The organism is Photorhabdus africana (assembly GCF_035181445.1).
Lineage (GTDB): Bacteria > Pseudomonadota > Gammaproteobacteria > Enterobacterales > Enterobacteriaceae > Photorhabdus > Photorhabdus laumondii.
On record NZ_JAXBVE010000136.1, the window covers coordinates 1 to 744 of the forward strand.

Genomic DNA, 744 nt, shown 5'->3' on the forward strand with positions numbered 1-744 from the left:
AAAAAGCGGAGGCCGCGTTTTTAACCCGCGTCCTCAGTGACAATGAACCAAACCGGGCCGGTATTGCCCCCGGTGTCTGGCTGAGTGCCGCGTCGGATTTGTGGGATTTTTATGCGGAGAATCTGCCTGCCCATCCGGCATGGCGGATTACGCCGGACACGGCGTTGGTCAGTCAGGTGCGGCGGATATTGCTGGAGCAGATGGGGCGGCACAATGCGGAAGCCACGCTCTACCAGCAGATGCTGCAATCGGTGGAGAAGGATTATGCCGACCTGACCTTAAGGCAGATGACCGGCGACACCGAAGCGGAACGGCTGTTTACCACGACACGCGTGGTGCCGGGGATGTTTACCCGTCAGGCGTGGGAAGGGCCGATACAGAAAGCGATGGATAATGCGGTGGCCTCACGTCAGGAAGCGATTGACTGGGTATTGAGTGATAACCGTCAGGCCGTCCCGGCGGCGGTGTCACCCGAGGAACTGAAAGCCCGTCTGACCGCGCGTTACTTTACCGATTTTGCCGGGGCCTGGCAGGATTTTCTCAACAGCCTGCGCTGGAACAAAGCGCGTAATCTGGCTGAGGTGACTGACCAGTTAACCCTGATGACGGACGGGCGTCAGTCCCCGCTGATTGCGCTAATGAACACCGTGGCGTATCAGGGACAGACTGGGCAACCGAACCCGGCGTTATCGGCGTCACTGGTGAAATCCGCGAAGGCGTTGCTGAATAAAACGGCGGTGCCGG

Annotated in this window: 1 protein-coding gene; it reads left to right on the forward strand. The window is 59.3% G+C overall.

The features are described from left to right. On the forward strand, nt 1–744 hold a 744-nt coding region (locus SLS51_RS23075), incomplete at both ends, for an ImcF-related family protein (protein WP_323840817.1).